This window comes from Flavimarina sp. Hel_I_48 (assembly GCF_000733945.1).
Classification (GTDB): domain Bacteria; phylum Bacteroidota; class Bacteroidia; order Flavobacteriales; family Flavobacteriaceae; genus Leeuwenhoekiella.
Map to the genome: position 1 here is coordinate 1,323,868 of NZ_JPOL01000002.1, position 16,019 is coordinate 1,339,886.

Below are 16,019 nucleotides of genomic sequence, written 5' to 3' on the forward strand. Positions count from 1 at the left end.
TCGTTCCGTTTGGTTACAGCGTAAAATCATAGCCAGAGGCGACTAACTCCCGGTATCTGTATTCATCAAAACGATAGAGATAAGCGCCTTTTTTTGAACTACTATGATCTTTTTCATCGGTTTTGATCAGGAAATTAAAGGAAATTACTTTTTTTCTGAAATTTCTCGAATCTAAAGTTTTATCATAAATAGCCTCATAAAGCGCCTGTAATTGCGGTATGGTGAATAGATCTGGAAGAAGTTCAAAACCTATGGGCTGGTAACGCGCCTCTTTTTTTAAGGCATCAAGCGCTTCTTGTGCCATAATATTATGATCAAGCACGAGTTCTGGCAATTCCTTTATGGTAAACCATTGTGCGCTGTGATCTTTTGCTGTTTTAGCATCTTGCCCTTCTGCATTGATGAGTGCATAATGCGCAATTGAAATACACCGCTGACCGGGATCACGATTGATATCGCTATAGCTTTTAAGTTCTTTCAAATAGACTTTTTCCAGGCCCGTAAGCTCGTACAAAACCCGCTCCGCGGCACTTTTTACATCTTCGGTACTTTTAACAAAACTGCCCAGAAGAGACCATTTTCCACTTAAAGGCTCAATTTTTCGCTTAAAAACAAGTAGCTTTAATTTTCCTTCATAAAAACCGAAAATAATACAATCCACGGCAATATGTATTTTCTGCTGGTGCTCATACCAGTCTTGCTGTTGCTTTAAACTCATTTGTACAAAGGTGATTAATGGGGCAAAGATAAAATTTTTATATAATCAATATTAAACGTATATATTACGCTTAATAAATTTAGCTACATTTGGGGTTACATTGGTTACCAGTGCAATTATAAAATCAAAGTGTTGAAAAAACTATCCAATAATCAGAAAAAACAGGATAAATTAGACAATTTTAAGGCAGAAATCGTCATTAATTCACCTGGACGCGTTAATCTTATAGGCGAACATACAGATTACAATAATGGTTTTGTTATGCCTACGGCAATAGATAAGAAGATACTTTTTTATCTAAAGTCAAATGGATCTGATCAATGTAACATCACCAGTATTGATTATGACGCTTCGGTAAGCTTTGATATAAATGTACCAGATCCAGACCGCGAGGAATGGACGCAATACCTCATTGGCGTTGTTGAAGAAATCAAAAAACTGGGCAAAACCCTAAAAGGATTTGATTGTATAATTACAAGCGATCTGCCCGTGGGCGCTGGCATTAGCTCATCTGCCGCTCTGGAATGTGGTCTCGCTTTTGGCCTAAACCTACTTTTTGACCTCAAGCTGGAAAAACTGCAGATCGTTAAACTGTCCCAAAGCGCAGAACACAATTATGTGGGTACTAAATGTGGCATTATGGATCAGTTTGCCTCTGTGATGAGCAAAGATGCGCACGTGATCAAACTGGATTGCCAGAGTCTGGAATATGAACTCCTCCCCTTTGATATTGCACCTTATAAATTGCTGCTTCTCAATACGAATGTTGCCCATAACCTGGCCAGTAGTGAGTACAATGTGCGCCGCCAGGAATGTGAGCAGGGCATCGCCATACTTCAGCAAGATTATGAAAATACAAACTCACTTCGGGATGTAAGTATTGTCCAGCTTAAACAATGCAAAAATAAAATGGATGATGTGATCTATAGACGTTGCAGCTACGTCTTACAGGAGAACGAGCGTGTACTAAAAGCTTCGGAAGCCCTTAGGAATAATGACCTCAACACCTTTGGCCAGTTGATGTACGCCTCTCATGAAGGATTGCAAAGTCAGTATGAAGTAAGCTGCAAGGAACTGGACTTTCTAACCGATTTTTCACGATCGCACGAGCAGATACTTGGATGCCGTATGATGGGTGGCGGTTTTGGCGGTTGTACCATAAACCTTATTCACGAAAATGCCGTAGATGATTATATTGATGAAGTTTCAAAAGCTTATTTCGCCCAATTCAATATTGCATTGACCGCATTTACAACCATTCCCGCAGAGGGAACCACTGTTTTAGAAAACAACCTTTAAACTTTAAAAAATGATCGATTTTAATGATAATTCGCACCGTAGATATAATATCCTAACCGGGGAATGGATTCTGGTTTCCCCACATCGCGCAAAACGTCCCTGGCAGGGTAAGGAGGAAGAATTAATAGTGGAAGATCGACCCAACTATGATCCCAGCTGTTATTTATGCCCCGGAAATGAACGTGCCGGTGGGGAGCACAACCCTCAATACACAGAACCTTTTGCTTTTACCAATGATTTTGCAGCATTAAAAAAGAGGTCCCATTTGAAAAATTCAAAGACGGTCTATTAATGGCCGAAACCGAATCAGGAACTTGTCGTGTATTGTGTTTTTCACCTGATCACTCAAAGACACTTCCGGTTATGGAAGAAGATGCGATTACAAAAGTCGTAGAACTCTGGCAAAAGGAATTTAAGGAACTGGGAAAACAGGAAGATATCAACCATGTGCAGATTTTTGAAAACAAAGGTGCGATGATGGGATGCAGCAATCCGCACCCGCATGGGCAAATCTGGGCGCAGCGCAGTATCCCCCAGGAAGTTCAAAAAAAGTGCGAAAAACTAAAAGAATATTGGGACAACAATGGCACTAGCCTATTAGGTGATTATCTCAAACAAGAACTGGAACTCAAGGAACGTATCCTGATCGAAACGGAGTTTTTTGTCGCACTCATACCCTACTGGGCAGTCTGGCCCTATGAAACGATGATCATACCCCGTACGCAGCATCGCAATATCCTAAGTTTAAATGATGCTGAAACAAAGGATTATGCTAAGATCATAAAGCAGTTGACAACCATGTACGACAATTTGTTCAACATATCTTTTCCGTATTCGTCTGGGATACATCAATCCCCAACTGATGGTCAGGATAGGTCAGAATGGCATTTTCACATGTCTTTTTACCCACCCCTTTTGCGCTCTGCAACCGTAAAAAAATTCATGGTAGGTTATGAAATGTTTGCCACACCTCAACGCGATATCACCGCAGAAATGGCTGCGAAAACCTTAAGGCAATTACCAAAAAAGCATTATTCAAAGGCAAATTAGGCTGAAATTGATCTAAAAAAAATCCGTTTTCACCAGTTTTCAAGGAATATTTTTTTTTGAAAACCATCCCAAAATATCTTTTTTTTTGCGTTAGGGATTGAAGTGGAAATCCTTTTTGTGAGGCAACGAACAAAAAGATTGCAACAAAAAGCCCGACCCGCAGGGTAACGCCCAAACGATTTAAATCAATGCATTAAGAAAGCTAACCCAATCCCGCGTTAGGGATTGAAGTGGGAAATCCTTTTTGTGAGGCAACGAACAAAAAGATTGTAACAAAAAGCCTGACCCACAGGGTAACGCCCAAACAATTTAAATCAATGTATTCAGAAAGCTAACCTAATCCCGCGTTAGGGATTGCCATGAAAATCCTTTTGTGAGGCACGAACAAAAAGATTGCACCAAAAAGCCCGACCCAAAGAGAAACGCACAACAATTTGAATCTATGAATTCAGAAAAGCAAACCCAATCCCGCGTTAGGGATTGAAGTGGAAATCCTTTTTGCGAGGCACGAACAAAAAGATTGCAACAAAAAGCCCGACCCGCAGGGTAACGCCCAAACAATCCAAATTTATGCATTAAGAAAAGCAAACCCAATCCCGCGTTAGGGATTGAAGTGGAAATCCTTTTTGTGAGGCAACGAACAAAAAGATTGCAACAAAAAGCCCGACCCGCAGGGTAACGCCCAAGTCAATCTAAACATGAAACATAATCCTTATCGCCCCAACCTATAACCTACTTTTTAGCCCTTACTTTCTGCTCCCATTTCCAAGCGGAAGTAAGCGCATCGTCTAATGTTTTCTCTGCTTTCCAGCCCAGTGTTTCATTGGCTTTGGTCGTATCAGCATAAGCAGCGACCACATCGCCTTCACGACGTCCTACAATTTCATGAGGTAAATCCTTTCCGGAAACCTTTTCGAAGGACTTGATGACCTCAAGTACAGAACTGCCGGTACCGGTCCCGATGTTGAAAACCTCGTAATTAGACTCATTTTTATTGTCTATAAGGCGCTGTAGGGCAATTACATGTGCCTTTGCCAGATCCACAACGTGAATATAATCGCGTACGGCAGTACCATCTTGAGTAGGATAATCGTCGCCATAAACCGAAAGTTTATCGCGCATTCCCATCCCTGTTTGCGTAATATAAGGAATCAAATTTTGAGGAACGCCCAATGGAAGTTCGCCAATTTCCACACTTTCATGTGCCCCTACCGGATTAAAATACCGCAGTGCGATGGCCTGCAATTCTTTTTTAACCTTACAGGTATCGCGAATGATTTCCTCACCCACCTGCTTGGTATTTCCGTAAGGGGATTCTGCCGGTTTTACGGGAGCTGATTCCGTAATGGGAAGTTCATCTGCCTGACCATAAACAGTACACGACGAACTAAAAATAAAATAACTTTCCGCCTTTTCACTAAGTTCCTGAAGTATATAGATCAGGGTGCCCAAATTGTTTTCATAATATAAAAGTGGTTTTTCCACACTTTCACCTACTGCCTTGGAAGCCGCAAAATGGATCACCCCAGATACATCTTCATGTTTTTTGAAAAAAGCGCTAACATCGGTTTTATTCCGAAGGTCCATTTCAATGAATTCTGGTTTCTTGTTGGTAATCTTGGTTATTCCGTCAAGTACATCCCTGGAAGAGTTGGAAAGGTTGTCTATTATGACAACTTCAAAACCTTTTTTTTGCAATTCAACAACGGTATGTGAGCCTATAAATCCAAGGCCGCCAGTAACTAAAATTTTCACGATATTTCCTTTTAAATTATGCTTGAGCCTAAAGTTTTAACAGCTCCGCTTTTCAATTCTTCATTCCTTAACTTCTGCGCTGCTTTCTATTCGGAAAGCTTTGCCAGCGCTTTGTCCAGATCAAAATCCTTTAGAGAATCAATGATCATATCTGGCGCAAAGGCATAATTATCAAGATCTGCCCTCTTTGAGACCCCAGATAACGTCATAATGGTTTTATAACCCATCTGTATAGAACCCAGAATGTCAGTATCCATCGTGTCACCTATGACGATGGTCTGGTCTGTGGTAAGGCCTAATTTTTTACGTGCCGCCCGCATCATCACCGGACTGGGTTTTCCAACAGAAAAAGCACGCTTTCCCGTGGCTTCTTCAATCATTTTCACGATCGCTTTGATCCCAAGATTGGACCATCCTATTTTCTTTGGCGAAGGATCCAGATTTGTGGCGATCAATTTGGCACCGCCCAACACCATATCTACCGCTTTATTGGCCATTTCCAGGGTAAAATTGCGACCTTCCCCTATAACTACATAATCAGGATCCTGGGTTACCAAGGAATAACCATTATTGTGCAGACTGGAGATAAGACCACCTTCGCCCAGGACGTACGCTGTACCATCAGGATGGGTAAAACTTAAAAACCAGGCGGTAGCCATCGCACTGGTGTAAACATTTTCTTCGGTAACCTTTATACCCATGGGTCGTAATTTATTGACCACATCTATGGGACTACGCTGGCTGTTATTTGTCATGAACAAAAAGGGGATCCCTTTTTTCTGGAGTTCGGCGATAAATGTATCTGCACCGGGAATAAGGTCATTACCACTGTAAATCACTCCATCCATATCTATAAGAAAACCTTTGTCCATAATAGTTTATCGTATTAGGTTAAACGTAAAAATAGCTTTTAATCGTAATAATCGTGTATTTTAAACGTAAATCATTGTTTTAATACTCTTTTTCGTAGAAATGCGTGGCATCATATAAAAGCCTATCCAGCTTTTCATTTTCAGCAATGACCCGTTTTTCATCCCAATCAAGGTAATCTATAAAATCCTGAAGTACTAGCTTTCGGTTTTTTACAATACTTGCAATATCAAAATATAGCCTTCCCGTACGGCGTACAAAAAAATCTGCCAGGCTATTCGCCATTTCATAGTGGATACAATACCAAAGCTCCGCACGCACCAAACGCTCCCCTACATCGGGATTGAGAAAAAAATTGATCTTCTTTTTGATCACATCAGTTTGTTTACCATAGGTCGCGGTAAAATACCAGGACAGGTACCCAGCATCTTCTATCTGTAATTTTTCAAATTCAAGTTCCAGCTGGTTTTGATAAAGTCCTACCTCTCTTGAATTTCGCAAATGGTGGGATGTAAGCGTAATATGCTCTGTTCGCGGCGGGTCAAACGTCCTGCTTTGCTTATCGTGCAATTTTTTTATCACCGTTTCATTGACGCGCTCCGCCATCTTACGGTAGCCCGTAAGCTTTCCACCGGCGATAGAAATAAGTCCGCTTTTGCTTATGAAGATCTCATCTTTACGGGAAAGTTCTGAAGGATCTTTTTCCTCTTCGTGGATCAAAGGTCGCAGACCGGCCCAGTTGGATTCAATATCTTCTATACTTAGCTCAATATTGGGGAACGTATTATTAACGGCATCTATCAAGTATTTGGCATCAGCCTCTGTGGCTACTACATGATCCAGGTCACCATTATAATCTGTATCTGTAGTTCCCACATAGGTAACCCGCCCACGCGGAATGGCAAAAATCATGCGCCCATCTGGAACATCAAAATAAAGCGACTGCGCCACGGGTAACTTTTCCTTCGGAAAAACAATATGCACGCCTTTAGTAAGGTGCAGGTGCTTATTGTTCATGCTTTTATCTTTTTTACGTACTTGATCCACCCATGGCCCTGCGGCAGAAACAAACGAATGCGCCTCGATCTCAAAACTTTTTTTGCTATTGTGGTCTTTACATTTTACGGCTATAACTTTCCCTTTGTAATCGTAAACGAAATCTTCCATCTCACAATAATTGAGGCAGATAGCACCAAATCCTGCGGCTTTTTTTAGCAATTCAATGGTGAGGCGGGCATCATCTGTACGGTATTCCGCATAATAGCCTCCTCCCAGTACGTGCTGCGCGTCAAGCATGGGTTCAAGTGCCAGCGTTTGTTCCTTATCCAGCATTTTGCGCTTATCCTTTTCCTCAACATTGGCCAGTAAATCATAGACTTTTAGCCCTATGGAAGTCAATATTTTACCATATTGCCCGCCTTCTATGAGCGGTAAAAGCATTTTTTCTGGCACAATTAGATGTGGCGCAAGTTTATGAACGATGGCACGTTCTGTGCCTGATTCTTTCACCAGACCTATCTCCATTTGTTTTAAATAGCGCAGTCCACCATGTACAAGTTTAGTGGATTTGTTACTGGTTCCCGAAGCAAAATCGTTCTTTTCTACCACGCAAACGCTGAGTCCGCGGGAAACGGCATCCAGCGCAATACCTGCCCCGGTTACCCCGCCTCCAATGATCACCAGGTCAAATTCTGTCTTTTGTGCCCTATAGATATACCGTTCCCTATCCATAACACTGAAACGTAAGGGAGAGTCTTCCTTCTCAAGACTTTCGGCGTAGCCAGAACGCGTTCTCAATACGGCAAGATCCCAACCGTGGATTTTCTTTTTTCGCTCGTGCGTATTCAATTGGGGTTCAAAAATACGGTTCACCTTTCTAATGCCAGAAACTTCCTTTTTAGTCCAAAGTCCGGCTTTTATCCCTGCTAAAAACGCTACGCCCAGCGCAGTAACTTCGAGCATTTCTGGGCGGTCTATCTCCGCATCCATAATATCTGCCTGAAACTGCATTAGGTAATCGTTTGCGCTTGCACCGCCATCTACTTTGAGCACTTTTAACTGTTTGCCACTGTCTTGGATCATTGCGGTGATCACATCTTTAACCTGATAAGCCATGGCCTCAACAGTGGCTTTTATGATTTCATTCTTTCCGGTATTAAAAGTGAGTCCCTGCATAGTACCCTTAGCGCTCGCATCCCAGATAGGCGCGCCCAGGCCGGTAAATGCGGGCACAAAATACAGCTCGTCCAGGGTCTGGGTTTTAAAACAAATCTCCTGTGTTTCGGCAACCTCTTTTATAAGACCCAGGCTATCCCTGAGCCACTCTATACTCGCACCCCCCACGAAAACGCTTCCCTCAAGGGCATATTTAACGCTTTCATTCTCGATTGTGCAACAAAGGGTAGTGAGGAGTCCGTTTTGTGATAGATAGGGTTTTTTGCCGGTATTCAGTAGCATAAAACAACCCGTACCATAGGTGGTTTTAGCCATTCCCGACTTGTGCCCGCCTTGTCCAAACAGGGAAGCCTGCTGGTCACCGGCCACGCCATAAATGGCAATGGGATGCTCGTTATAGATAATATTGCCATAATCTGATGCCGACTCCCGCACCTGCGGAAGCATGGACCGTGGTATATCGAATTCTTCAAGCAGCTCTTTGTCCCAGGTAAGATCGTTTATATTGTAGAGCATCGTGCGGCTGGCATTGGTATGATCCGTAAAATGATTTCCCGTGAATTTGTAGATCAACCAACTGTCTATGGTGCCGAAAAGAAGTTCGCCATTTTCGGCTTGTTTTCTGGCATCTTTGACATTATCAAGAATCCATTTTACTTTTGTCGCCGAAAAATAACTATCTATAACTAGGCCCGTCTTTTTTAAGATTTCCCGCTGCAATCCCCGTTCCCGCATGGCTGCGCATATACCCTCGGTACGCTTGTCTAACCAGCAGATCGCTTTATAAATAGGCGTTCCGGTTTTTTTGTTCCATACCACAACGGTTTCCCGCTGATTTGTAATACCTATACCCGCAATTTCTGTGAGTTCCACCCTCGTTTCTTCAAGCACTTCCTCAAAAACTGCTTTCTGATCTTCATAGATCTCTAGTGCGTCATGTTCTACCCAGCCCGATTGTGGATGATATTGTTTTAATTTTTTCTGGGCCATATGAACGATCTCCCCTTTAACGTTAAAAAGGATCGCTCCAGTAGTGGTTGTACCTTGATCAAAGGCAATGACGTACTTTTTGCTCATGATTGCTAAATCTTAAATTGATATTTTATCTCCTGCTCATAAATGTCGCCCGGCTCAAGTACCGTACTGGGAAAATGGTCGTTGTGCGGTGTATCTGGAAAATGCTGTGCCTCCAGACAGAGTGCTGGGGCCTGGGCTTCAATAGTACCATATTTACCCTGCCATTCCCCTATATTTGCTGCACTAAAAAACTGCAGGCCCGGCTGCGTGCAATATAAATGCAGGGAAACCTCACTTTGCGGAGCTATCAAAACTGCGGCTGCTTCGTCAATTTTGCGATCATTAAGCACAAAATTATGGTCAAAACCACCTTCTATATTGGTCAATTTATCGCTTAAAACAGCTGATTTTCGCAAATCCATGACCGAGCCTTCGACTGATTTTAGTTCGCCGGTGGGAATGCCATCTTCTTTCTTAGGAAGGTATTGATCTGCATTGATCATTAAATGATGTCCCAGGATGTTTGAATCTTCTGAAAGGTTGAAATACTCGTGACGGGTGAGATTGACCACCGTTTTTTTATCGGTTACTGCCTGGTGATTGAGAACAAGCGTATCCTCTTGCCATTCAAAACTTAATTTTACCTGTAGGTTTCCTGGATATCCTTCATCGCCATCAGGACTGGTATGGGTAAGGATCAGCTTTTCATTTTCAAATTCGTAATCCCAGTTTTTCTTCCCAAAACCCTCAACACCTCCATGCAGTTGGTTTATACCTTCATTAGCGATAAGGTCTATCTTCTCGCCGTCTATAAAAATTTCAGAATTTGCGATTCTGTTGGCATTTCGGCCTACAATACTGCCAAAAAATGGATTCTCTTCTTCATATTGTTCTAGTTTATTGAATCCTAATACAACATCTATGAACCCTTCATCTTTTTTTGGAATCAATAATTTCTGAATGATCGCGCCGTAAGTAAGTACGTGTGCCTGGATACCGTTCTCTGAAATTAGGCAAAAACGATAAACTTCTTCTCCGGTCTTTGTGGTGCCAAAATAATCTTTAGTCAATGGTTTCTTTTTAAAATTGTTGAGTTAAAGATACGGTTTGAACAAAGATTCAGAAACCGAAAAATACATAATTCACAAAATCAAAAATAAAAGCACGCGTTATTTAATGAGCACTTTGGAGGAACGCTACATCATACACCTTAAAAATATTCAGAAATGAAAAGACCTTTTAGGGATAACCAATTATCATAAGAAGAACAATTCGGCCAAATTCTTTTGAGACCGAATTATTAAAATAAAACTACTGAAAAACGCACTATTATCGGCTAAAACAGGGCAAAAACCTTTTAAATCTGATTGATTTCCTGCAATTGTGCGATAAGTTCTTCGGCGGTTGCCTGCCCTTTATCCTTATTGTACCATTGCTGCAGATCCTCCTTAAATTCAGGAGGGAGCGTTCCGTAGGATTTTTTACATTCCACTACCATGGCAGCTGCTGGTTCAGGACGCGGGCCCCAGGTATAGAGAACCACTTCAGAAACAGGATCCTGTGCGATCAATTTTGGGATTGATTTACTGCCCTGGGTCAAAAACGCGTTCATAAGCTGTGGGTGATCATCCCGAAGTACCACATTTAAATTTATAGCTTCGTTAGACTCGGCAATTTTGTTCATCACAGGCATGGTATGGGCGGCGTCGCCGCACCAACTTTCGGTAATTACCAGCCAGTTAACAGGCTGCTGCAATTTTTGCATGGCACTGATCTGTATCGGTGTAAGATTAAAAAGCTTGTCCCCGCGTTTCATCCTGCGGTCGTTAAGTTCGGTATATTTAGAAAGTGCTTCCGCCTGGGTGTGCCCGGTGCTCGTAAAAGAATTTGTATGATTGTTTACCAGTGTTCGGTATTCGGCATAAGAGATTCCATCTTTCAATGCTTCGGCAACCAGTTCTTTACATTCTGCCGTAGATATTTGCTGCATAGTATTCCTGTCTTTTGAGTTAAGACCTTTCTTGTTCTCGATTCAATCTGGCTCAAAAATAATATCTTTAAACCCTAAATCTGTTAAATATGAGCCAACACAAATGCGGCTGGTGTCTGGGCGATGCGCTCTACGAGCAATATCACGATAACGAATGGGGCGTTCCCGTAAAGGAAGACCGCGTTTTTTTTGAATTTATTATTTTGGAAAGCTTTCAGGCTGGATTGAGCTGGATCACCATCCTGCGCAAACGCGAGAATTTTAAAAAAGCCTTTGACGCTTTTGATTATGAAAAGATCGCAAATTATGATGAAAAAAAGATAGCCCAACTCTTACAAAACGAAGGGATCATTCGCAATAAACTCAAGGTAAAAGCCGCTGTTACAAACGCACAGGCGTTCATGGAAATCCAAAAGAAATACGGTAGCTTTTCAGACTATGTATGGGATTTTGTTGACGGAAAAGCGCTCCAGAACGAAATAACAAATTACAAAGAGGCACCTACCACAAGACCAGAAAGTGATGCGCTGAGCAAAGATCTAAAAAAGCGCGGTTTTAAATTTATGGGACTTACAGTGGTTTATGCGTTTATGCAGGCTACCGGACTTGTAAACGATCATGAACTTACATGTTTTCGGCAAACGGAAGTAAAAAAATAGCCGCTAAATAAGGAGGATTTTAACCGTTTTAGGTCGGTTTTTGACTAATTATGGGCATTTATATCATCAATTAAAGGCTATTTCGGAATTGACACTTTTCCCGCGCTCTGGGTAGCGTTCCTTATAAACTATCCTCACTTTGCAGTACATCCAAAAATTTATGCCTTGGTATTTCGTAGGCTCCCATGCGCTCTAGATGTGGATTATAAACCTGGCAATCTATAAGTTTGTAGTTTTTAGATTCCAGGTTTTGCGCAAGGTTGATCATGGCCACTTTACTTGCATTGCTTACCCTGCTGAACATGCTTTCACCACAAAAAATTTTTCGGTCTTTTAAGTTGATACCATAAAGACCTCCCACAAGTTCGCCTTCACGCCAGACCTCAACAGAATCGGCATGTCCCATCTCGTGCAATTTTAAATAAGCCTCTACCATTTCATTTGTGATCCACGTGCCGTTCTGACCTTCGCGGGGAATACGTTTGCAATGCAAGATCACCTCTAAAAACTGCGTATTGTAGGTTACTTCCCAATCGCCGTCACGCATTGTTTTGCGCATGGATTTTGTGATCCTGATTTCTTCTGGTCTTAATACCATCCTAGGATCAGGAGACCACCATAAAACAGGTTCACCCGCATTGTACCACGGAAAAATACCCCGGGCATATGCCGCTAGCAACCGTGAAGGTGCAAGGTTTGCACCCACGGCCAGCAAACCCTCTGTATTTGCGAGCGCAGGATCTGGAAAAGGATCTGCTGTACCTAAATATATGATAATGAGATATGTTTTGGCCAGATTATAAAATTGGCCGATTATAGAAAACAATGAAAGCTTTCCTGCCGAGACAAAAAAGCTTTTCAACTATTCTTATAAAGATTGGACCTTAAAATGGAAGGTCATCATGATCCTCATCTTCAAAATCTGAAGCAGGCTCAAACTGATCTGCTGGAGGTGCCGGCACATTACCAGATGGGGCTCCTTGCTGTAAATTCTCTATCCTCCAACCTTGCAGGCTGTTGAAATACTTAGTTTCCCCCTGTGCGTTCGTCCATTCCCTACCGCGTAGATTGATACCTATTTTTACGTTTTGACCTACGTTAAAGCTATTGAGCAGGTCAGTTTTATCCTGTACAAACTCTACCATGATAGGTTGTGGATATTGCTCTTCTGTAGTAACGACAACTTCACGCTTTCTAAAACCGTTGCTGCCAAAGGTCTGTGTCTCTCCTATTAATTTAATTTTTCCCTGTACTTCCATATCTGATTATTAAATTTTAGTCCGTCGGTTACTTCCCGAAGGTGATTGTTTTTATTTGGTTAACGTTGATTTATCTGAGAGCAAAAGTTTCCAGGCGTCGTAAGGCTCTTCCTCATGCAATAATTCCTGGGCTCTACGGTGCAAACGTGCTGTATCCCCAGCCTCAGAAAGTCGTCTTAGGTCAATATTGGCCTCTAGGTAATCTTCAATTTCCTCTTTACCTGGAAGATGCTCTACATTTCCCAGTTTGCCCAGATCGTTTCCGGTCAGGATCTCGCTTTTACGTACATTTTCTGGCATGGCATCTACGCCCATCCCCTTTTTGCTCAGGGGTTTTGGCACTTCAAACATACCCTGATTAGCCCTTGTATACCAGTTACCACCCATACGTGCGACCTGATCAATTTTATGTTGGTCAATTTTACCTTCGCCATCAAGGACGTCGTTAGCAATATGCAACTTCACCACCTCACAAAGTATGAGGTTGCCGGCACCGCCTTCATCGCCCAGTGCAATTATTTGAAGCATTTTGCACTCCATTTGCACGGGGGCTTCGGCAACCCGGGGTGGTTTTACAAGCTCAGAAGGTGTTTTGGTAAGTCCGCTCTTCACAAATTCATCAACGCCCTCGTCATATTCTGTACTGCTGAGCGACATTTGCTGTACAATACTATAATTTACGATATTCACAACCACCTCGCCGGTTGCCTCAATATTTTGAAGGGTATGTTTGATACTGCCATCACGCATGCGCCTTACACATGAAAATGCGAGCACGGGCGGGTTTGAACTGAACACGTTAAAGAAACTATAGGGCGAGAGGTTTACCCTTCCCTGCGCATCAACCGTACTTGCAAAAGCGATGGGTCTGGGACCCACGGCCGCCGCAAGATGGCCATAAAGTTCTTTAGCGCTAACCGCTTTAGGGTCTATGGTATGCATGGTTTTTAATATAATTTATGCAAAGATAGGCATATGGTACCGCACTTAAAACCGCATCCCGCACAATAATTGTAAGGGATTTACTTTATATTTAATCTAAAAGGATACTTTAGTATTGTAGATGTTCTGCAACTGATTGTACACCTTCATAAAATCAGGATTACCGCACGCCCCTAATTAATAGTTTTATGCGTATCAACATTGATCAGCGCTTTTCACGCTGGTTTATCATTTTTGCCGCCTTTGCGATTACCGGTCTGGTCTTGTGGAATGTTTCCCTGTTTTTTGGACAATTGAAACAGGCTGAACGTGACAAGATGCAGATCTGGGCACGCGCCCTGCAAGGTATAAACGCGGCAGATTCCAATGAATATTTCAACCTCTACACCCTCATCAACCGTAAGAATACGACCATACCTATCATCATCACAGACGAAAATGAAGTGCTTGACAATAGTGTCAATATTCCGGAGGACATCCTAGCTAACAAGGAGGAATACAAACAGCTCCTTAAAGATATGGAGGAGGAAAATGAACCTATACGTATTGATATAGAGAACGGCGACCTGTTGTATGCGTATTATGGCCATTCTCCCATAATCAACCAACTCAAGTATTTTCCCATTGCCCTGATCATAGTGGTTGTGCTTTTTATATTGCTTATCTATTTCTTTTACGCCACGTCAAAGGCATCTGAACAAAACTTTCTCTGGGCAGGAATGGCCAAAGAAACCGCACATCAAATTGGGACTCCTTTATCATCCCTCGTAGGCTGGACCGAAATTTTAAAGGCCGAAAACGTCAATCCCGAGTACCTGACGGAAATCAATAAAGACATAGAGCGCCTCAATACCATAACAGAGCGTTTTTCTAAAATAGGGAGTGTACCTATTTTAGTAGAAAAGGATATTATTTCAGAAACAGAAGAAGCCTTTGACTACCTGGCAAAACGCAGTTCAAAATTGGTCGTTTTTGAAAAAGATCTTCCGCAAGGCGTGCTGCTTGTAAAGTTAAACCCGGAACTTTTTGCCTGGACGGTAGAGAATATTGTCAAAAACGCCATTGATGCCATGCGCGGTAAAGGCAAGCTCACACTGGTACTCACGCGCGATGTACGTTATGCTAAAATACGTATAACAGATACAGGTAAAGGGATACCCAAAAACAAGTTCAATAGTATATTCAAACCTGGATATACCACAAAAAAAAGAGGATGGGGTCTGGGATTGTCACTGGCGAAGCGTATTATTGAAGAGTACCATGATGGCCAGGTGAAAGTGCTTCACAGTGAAAAAGATAAAGGCACCACTTTTCAAATTGCATTAAAATTAGCAGATGAATAAACTCAAGAATTTTAACGAAAAAATACTCTCAAAAGGTCATTTTATACTCAAAAAAGTGAGTTTTGACTACAAAAACCTCAATAATGAATGGGAACACCAGGAGCGTGAGATTTTTGATCGTGGCCACGGTGCAGTAGTTTTATTATACAATCAGCAACAGCAAAGTATTATCCTTACAGAACAGTTCAGGATGCCGGTCTATATGACTGAAAAAGAGGATGCGGTAATGATGGAAGCCTGTGCCGGCATGCTGGATGACAATGATCCCAAAACTGCAATTATTAAAGAAATTGAAGAAGAAACGGGCTATCGTCTTAAAGAAGATCAAATAACTAAAATCTACAAAGCGTATTCTTCCCCTGGGGCAGTTACCGAAATCCTACATTATTTTGTCGCGCCCTACACGCGTGCACAAAAGGTTTCAGGTGGGGGTGGCTCAGCAGAAGAGACCGAAAATATAATTGTACACGAGATGCCTTTTGCAAAAGCCATCCAACTTTTGAGCGATGGGACTATAAAAGATGCAAAAACGATAGTACTTTTGCAGTATGCACAGTTGCATATCTTTTAAGCAACATTGAATTAAGAATTATGGCAGTCGATTTTATAGAATACAAACAAGCCCAGTTGAGAAGCAATTGCCCAGAATGCTATTCTTCAGATGGACTTACATTAGTATTTTCTTATAAGAACGAGAAAAACAAACTTTTTGAACGTTCTACAGAAGAGGTCAAAACCAGAATGTATTGTACGACCTGCGATACCATAATCCCTCCATCCCGATGGACAGATGATATTGAACGTGTATTTGAATACAATAAGAAACTGGCCGCACCGCCAGAACCTTATTTTAAGTTCAAACCCCTTTCACTTATTTTACTTTTAGGGGTAATAACCGTAGGTATAGGGGCAGCGTTTTTAATCATAAAAACGCAATAGGAT

General features: G+C 41.9%; 14 protein-coding genes and 1 pseudogene. 6 read left to right on the plus strand and 9 right to left on the minus strand.

Going from position 1 to position 16,019, the window contains the following annotated elements:
• Positions 1-13: 13 nt before the first annotated feature.
• The gene (locus P162_RS05960; RefSeq protein ID WP_031426335.1) at positions 14-718 is read right to left on the minus strand and encodes an NUDIX hydrolase; all 705 of its coding nucleotides are present in this window, start codon (positions 716-718) and stop codon (positions 14-16) included.
• Between the two features lie 129 nt (positions 719-847).
• Between P162_RS05960 and galK the strand changes: the two genes are divergently transcribed.
• Positions 848-2,017: a galactokinase gene (galK, locus tag P162_RS05965; protein WP_051907799.1), complete on the plus strand. Its 1,170-nt coding sequence runs from the start codon at positions 848-850 to the stop codon at positions 2,015-2,017.
• A 10-nt stretch (positions 2,018-2,027) separates the two neighbouring features.
• A pseudogene (locus P162_RS05970) lies at positions 2,028-3,067 on the plus strand (UDP-glucose--hexose-1-phosphate uridylyltransferase).
• Between the two features lie 732 nt (positions 3,068-3,799).
• Here the strand turns inward: P162_RS05970 and galE are convergent.
• The 5 genes from galE to P162_RS06000 form a co-directional block, all read right to left on the minus strand.
• Positions 3,800-4,822 carry a UDP-glucose 4-epimerase GalE gene (gene galE / locus P162_RS05980; RefSeq protein WP_031426337.1) on the minus strand — a complete coding sequence of 341 codons (1,023 nt, stop codon included), beginning with the start codon at positions 4,820-4,822 and terminating at the stop codon, positions 3,800-3,802.
• Positions 4,823-4,908: 86 nt separating this feature from the next.
• Positions 4,909-5,694, minus strand: coding sequence for an HAD-IIA family hydrolase (locus tag P162_RS05985; RefSeq protein ID WP_031426338.1), 786 nt, complete (start codon positions 5,692-5,694; stop codon positions 4,909-4,911).
• Positions 5,695-5,773: 79 nt separating this feature from the next.
• The gene (gene glpK / locus P162_RS05990) at positions 5,774-8,944 is read right to left on the minus strand and encodes a glycerol kinase GlpK (RefSeq protein WP_031426339.1); all 3,171 of its coding nucleotides are present in this window, start codon (positions 8,942-8,944) and stop codon (positions 5,774-5,776) included.
• Between the two features lie 5 nt (positions 8,945-8,949).
• Positions 8,950-9,954, minus strand: coding sequence for an aldose epimerase family protein (locus tag P162_RS05995; protein ID WP_031426341.1), 1,005 nt, complete (start codon positions 9,952-9,954; stop codon positions 8,950-8,952).
• Between the two features lie 287 nt (positions 9,955-10,241).
• A complete protein-coding gene (locus P162_RS06000) occupies positions 10,242-10,874 on the minus strand; it encodes a thioredoxin family protein (RefSeq protein ID WP_031426342.1) in 633 nt (210 codons plus the stop codon).
• 89 nt (positions 10,875-10,963) lie between these two features.
• On the opposite strand from P162_RS06000, the gene P162_RS06005 reads away from it, so the two are divergent.
• Entirely contained in the window at positions 10,964-11,533 is a 570-nt protein-coding gene (locus P162_RS06005) for a DNA-3-methyladenine glycosylase I (protein WP_031426343.1), read from the plus strand.
• A gap of 121 nt (positions 11,534-11,654) precedes the next feature.
• On the opposite strand, the gene aat is transcribed toward P162_RS06005, so the two are convergent.
• From aat to P162_RS06020, 3 genes are all read right to left on the minus strand, one after another.
• On the minus strand, positions 11,655-12,308 hold the full coding sequence (aat, locus tag P162_RS06010) for a leucyl/phenylalanyl-tRNA--protein transferase (RefSeq protein ID WP_031426344.1): 654 nt from the start codon (positions 12,306-12,308) through the stop codon (positions 11,655-11,657).
• Between the two features lie 109 nt (positions 12,309-12,417).
• On the minus strand, positions 12,418-12,792 hold the full coding sequence (locus tag P162_RS06015; RefSeq protein ID WP_031426345.1) for a DUF3127 domain-containing protein: 375 nt from the start codon (positions 12,790-12,792) through the stop codon (positions 12,418-12,420).
• 51 nt (positions 12,793-12,843) lie between these two features.
• Positions 12,844-13,734: a flavin reductase family protein gene (locus P162_RS06020; RefSeq protein WP_031426346.1), complete on the minus strand. Its 891-nt coding sequence runs from the start codon at positions 13,732-13,734 to the stop codon at positions 12,844-12,846.
• A gap of 188 nt (positions 13,735-13,922) precedes the next feature.
• Here P162_RS06020 and P162_RS06025 point away from each other — a divergent pair, with 188 nt between their 5' ends.
• The 3 genes from P162_RS06025 to P162_RS06035 are packed head-to-tail and all read left to right on the plus strand — an operon-like array spanning position 13,923 to position 16,016.
• The gene (locus P162_RS06025) at positions 13,923-15,077 is read left to right on the plus strand and encodes a sensor histidine kinase (RefSeq protein ID WP_031426347.1); all 1,155 of its coding nucleotides are present in this window, start codon (positions 13,923-13,925) and stop codon (positions 15,075-15,077) included.
• Entirely contained in the window at positions 15,070-15,648 is a 579-nt protein-coding gene (locus tag P162_RS06030; protein WP_031426348.1) for an NUDIX domain-containing protein, read from the plus strand. The genes P162_RS06025 and P162_RS06030 overlap by 8 nt, the downstream gene beginning before the upstream one ends.
• Positions 15,649-15,668: 20 nt before the next feature.
• Positions 15,669-16,016: a hypothetical protein gene (locus tag P162_RS06035; RefSeq protein ID WP_031426349.1), complete on the plus strand. Its 348-nt coding sequence runs from the start codon at positions 15,669-15,671 to the stop codon at positions 16,014-16,016.
• Positions 16,017-16,019 lie beyond the last annotated feature (3 nt).

What these genes read in the sequence shown, in the direction of transcription:
- P162_RS05960 (WP_031426335.1), bottom strand. Translation starts at nt 718, where the DNA reads ATGAGTTTAAAGCAACAGCAAGACTGGTATGAGCACCAGCAGAAAATA.
- P162_RS06005 (WP_031426343.1), top strand. Translation starts at nt 10,964, where the DNA reads ATGAGCCAACACAAATGCGGCTGGTGTCTGGGCGATGCGCTCTACGAG.
- P162_RS06015 (WP_031426345.1), bottom strand. Translation starts at nt 12,792, where the DNA reads ATGGAAGTACAGGGAAAAATTAAATTAATAGGAGAGACACAGACCTTT.
- P162_RS06030 (WP_031426348.1), top strand. Translation starts at nt 15,070, where the DNA reads ATGAATAAACTCAAGAATTTTAACGAAAAAATACTCTCAAAAGGTCAT.
- P162_RS06035 (WP_031426349.1), top strand. Translation starts at nt 15,669, where the DNA reads ATGGCAGTCGATTTTATAGAATACAAACAAGCCCAGTTGAGAAGCAAT.
- P162_RS06000 (WP_031426342.1), bottom strand. Translation starts at nt 10,874, where the DNA reads ATGCAGCAAATATCTACGGCAGAATGTAAAGAACTGGTTGCCGAAGCA.
- glpK (WP_031426339.1), bottom strand. Translation starts at nt 8,944, where the DNA reads ATGAGCAAAAAGTACGTCATTGCCTTTGATCAAGGTACAACCACTACT.
- P162_RS06025 (WP_031426347.1), top strand. Translation starts at nt 13,923, where the DNA reads ATGCGTATCAACATTGATCAGCGCTTTTCACGCTGGTTTATCATTTTT.
- P162_RS05985 (WP_031426338.1), bottom strand. Translation starts at nt 5,694, where the DNA reads ATGGACAAAGGTTTTCTTATAGATATGGATGGAGTGATTTACAGTGGT.
- P162_RS06020 (WP_031426346.1), bottom strand. Translation starts at nt 13,734, where the DNA reads ATGCATACCATAGACCCTAAAGCGGTTAGCGCTAAAGAACTTTATGGC.